Here is a 3,430-nt window from a genome sequence, read left to right on the forward strand (position 1 = left end):
CATAAACTACCGCACATTCACTAGGATTTATAGATGTAAATCTAACATTAGCTTCTTCATCTGTATATAACATCTCTATTGAGTAACCGCATACACTTGAGTTAGTTGCTAAAGTAGTATTTGTATCAGATTCATCATTATATTTAAAAGCCATGTCTATAGCTTCGTATTTTTCTATATTGTTATAAGTTATTGGCTTACCTAAAAAGTATCCAACCGCCGTATCAGTTATATAACTTGCATATGGATTAGCTAGCTTATTTTTAGGTTTATTTCCGTTATTATAGCTTCTATTCTTTATATCATTATCATTATCATAATACTTTTGAAGCTTGTTGATTCTATCAGCTTCATTCTTATGTTGTTCTAATACATATTTAATAACATCTAGTGTTATTTCAGTATCTTTATTAAGTTTAATCTTTCGCACTTTTACACCTCCTATAGGTTGTATTTGCTTCTATCGAACGCTTTGCCACCAAGCCTTATATCTTCTAGGCTATATCTTAAAGCATCCATTAAATGGTTGTAATCGTCTACTGGTTTGTTAACAACTACACCGTTTTTATTATCCCAAACATAGTTGGATAATTCTATCAAGGTATTTTCACATTTAGGGTGTACATATATTTTAAAATCTTGTATGTACTGAATACCATTTAAAATACTGTCTTTTCCCTTCTTTGCACCTTTAAGTCTATATATTCCCATACGTTTTATATCATCAATACTCTTAGGCTCGGCACTATCTCCGACTATTGTTTCTTTTGCATATCCTTTATATTTAATCATGTCGGCTATCATCTTGTTAGACATAGCCTTTTGATAATGTTCATCAAAGATATATATTTCCATAGCTTCTGTGTCTACCAAACTACATATAAAAGCAGTAGGGTCGTTTGTGTATCCCCAGTCAATTCCGAAAGCACTTTTGACACTAGGTCTACTTGAAATATCTTTATAGTTGAAATCTAACTCTTGTACATTCTCATATATAAGACCTTCTGCAATACCCCAGTTACCTAACCCCTCTATATTGTATCTTCTAGGATTATTAATCTTCATCTTGTTGTAAACTTTTTTATCGTCATCTCCTAGAAACTCATTACACATATAGTTAGTGGTAATAGCTAAAGTATCATCAGAAGCTAAATCAAAGAACCTTTTTTTAATCCAATGTTTTTCACTCCACGGGTTAAATGTAAGAGTTAGTTGCTTGAAATATCCTTTAGGTAATTCACCTCTTATAGACATATCAATTTTATTAAAGTCATCTTCATTCATCACCTGGAAAGCTTCCTCGAACCACACCCAACAAAGATAACCATGTTCAACGGTAATAGAAGTTATACTCATAGGATCATCTAATCCTCTAAATAATATCTTTTGTCCAGTAGGAATATAAGTAGCTTCTAGTGGTGATTTGCTAAAGTTCCATAAATGACTTACTCCAAGCTTATGAGATGCCCATTTTAATTGAGTCCATGTACTATCCTTGTGAGTATTAAAAACCCTTCTAACGACTAATGTATTAGCTAAAGGATACTTCATCATATTGTATATAGTCCATAATGATTGAGTAGTTGATTTCTTACTACCTCTTGAGCCCTTACAAGCTTTATATCTACCTTTGTAATTCCAAAATGTTTTATAACCTTTACCAACTATATCGGCTATATTAATTCTAACTTCCTTAGTCCTCGAGTTCATCTATTCCCTCAAATACTACTTGCTGTTGAATACTAGCTTCAATCTTATCGGTAAACATTCTATATCTCTTACCTAGCAACTCACTTGCCCTCATTCTGTCTTTTATAGTTGGCTTTCTTGTAGTCCTACATTCCTCACCTAAATTACTAAAACTTACTACTTCTTCCTCTGTAATACCCCTAGCTATGTCGGTAAGTATCTGTAATATTTCATCTTGAGAAGCTATCCTCGACTGATTTTTACTAGCCATAACTTCATCAATGTAATCTTTTACCTTAGGATTTCTTAGAAGCTTACAACCTTCTACTTGACAAGTATTCCTATTGTCCTTTTCGTATGCCTTGGAATAACTGTCCGTGGCATTTAAACTTTCAATATAATAGTCTGCAAATGCCTTTTGTTTCTCTGTTAACTTACTCATTTAAACACCTCCTGTATAAATTAAAAAAGAAACCTATTTATTATAAGCTCCTTCTATACGTTCTTTTGCTATATTAAAATAATTATTATCTAATTCAATTCCTATGAATTTTCGGTTAGTGTTTGAAGTTGCTACACCAGTGCTACCACTTCCGCAAGTGAAGTCTAAAACTAATTCGTTTTCGTTTGTATAAGTTTTTATTAGGTATTCTATTACTTCTACAGGCTTTTGTGTTGGATGAACCCTGTTTAATTGATTACATTCTTTGTTATATTTTGAATATTTAATTATATTTTTAGGATATCTTTTTTTTGGATTGTAATTTTTATCACTTTTAGCTACACCGCTTGATACAGGAGTTGCTTCGCTAGATGAACTTCCTAAATTTACAGGTCTAATATTTTTTGGGGAAGCATCTTCCATTATTGGGTAATAATTTACCTTATTATTATCTTTTGAAAACACTAATATATCTTCGGTTACAATCATAGGTCTTTTTTTTGCAAGTGCAAACGCTCCACATATTTCTTTATCCCAAACCCAATAATGCTTGTAATTTTTAATATTGCTACTACCTAATTCAAAAGTAAAAGGCTTGCTAGAAAACAATATGATAGCTCCATTTGGTTTTACAAGTTTATTCAACCTAGTCCACATTTCACTAAATGGAATCACGCTATCCCACTTACAAGCAGTTGTTCCTAGTGCTAACCATACGGAGGGTCTGTTATAATAGCATCCACTTTTACATTATTATCTATAAGCCATTGCATAACTTCTAAGCAATCACCTTTGATTAAGTAAGAATTGTCTACAACTTCTACTCTGTACGGATTAGCACCACCCCCTTTTAAAAAATCTAAATTATTCATCTATAAAATACTCCTTTATATTCGCTTTTAAAATATTCCATTCCTCTTGCGACATATTATTTTTACATCTATTCACCTCAATAAAAAAGAAACCTATTTATCGGCTTCCTCTTCTACAATTTCATATCTATTTGTAAATCTAATTATGCTTAAACAAGTGATGATATTTAGTATAAGTAAAATTGCATATCCTACTTTCAACAACATTTAATCACCTACTTTTTAATAACATAATTTTGTTTACCTTTGTTATCTCTAACATCAATCAAGCTTTGCACTTCATCAATAAACTTCTTATCTTTGCTTATACGAATTAAAGATGTTAATAAGTATTTATTTCTAGTACGAGGAAGGCGATTCCTAATAGCTGAATCAATTAAAACTTTTGCAACTCCGAATCCTTTAACATGAGTATGACCTTCCTCAA

General features: G+C 31.5%; 5 protein-coding genes and 1 pseudogene. All 6 read right to left on the reverse strand.

Annotated features, from left to right (window positions below):
* Positions 1-430, reverse strand: a 430-nt coding sequence (locus ACRDBA_RS18020) for a phage portal protein (protein ID WP_438574316.1), incomplete at its 3' end; no start/stop codon positions are given.
* A gap of 11 nt (positions 431-441) precedes the next feature.
* Positions 442-1,710: a PBSX family phage terminase large subunit gene (locus tag ACRDBA_RS18025; protein WP_438574317.1), complete on the reverse strand. Its 1,269-nt coding sequence runs from the start codon at positions 1,708-1,710 to the stop codon at positions 442-444.
* Positions 1,694-2,131, reverse strand: coding sequence for a terminase small subunit (locus ACRDBA_RS18030; RefSeq protein ID WP_438574318.1), 438 nt, complete (start codon positions 2,129-2,131; stop codon positions 1,694-1,696). The genes ACRDBA_RS18025 and ACRDBA_RS18030 overlap by 17 nt, the downstream gene beginning before the upstream one ends.
* Before the next feature lie 33 nt (positions 2,132-2,164).
* A complete protein-coding gene (locus ACRDBA_RS18035) occupies positions 2,165-2,806 on the reverse strand; it encodes a DNA-methyltransferase (protein WP_438574319.1) in 642 nt (213 codons plus the stop codon).
* Positions 2,807-2,838: 32 nt separating this feature from the next.
* Positions 2,839-3,003, reverse strand: coding sequence for a hypothetical protein (locus tag ACRDBA_RS18040; RefSeq protein WP_438574320.1), 165 nt, complete (start codon positions 3,001-3,003; stop codon positions 2,839-2,841).
* Positions 3,004-3,218: 215 nt separating this feature from the next.
* Positions 3,219-3,430 (reverse strand): annotated as a pseudogene (locus ACRDBA_RS18045) (hypothetical protein); the annotation flags it as partial.

Origin of the sequence: Clostridium sp., assembly GCF_051654825.1 — a bacterium.
Taxonomy (GTDB): Bacteria; Bacillota; Clostridia; order Clostridiales; family Clostridiaceae; genus Clostridium.

Bases quoted from the DNA above. Each gene is read 5' to 3' on its own strand.
- ACRDBA_RS18025 (WP_438574317.1), bottom strand. From the start codon at position 1,710: ATGAACTCGAGGACTAAGGAAGTTAGAATTAATATAGCCGATATAGTT.
- ACRDBA_RS18030 (WP_438574318.1), bottom strand. From the start codon at position 2,131: ATGAGTAAGTTAACAGAGAAACAAAAGGCATTTGCAGACTATTATATT.
- ACRDBA_RS18040 (WP_438574320.1), bottom strand. From the start codon at position 3,003: ATGAATAATTTAGATTTTTTAAAAGGGGGTGGTGCTAATCCGTACAGA.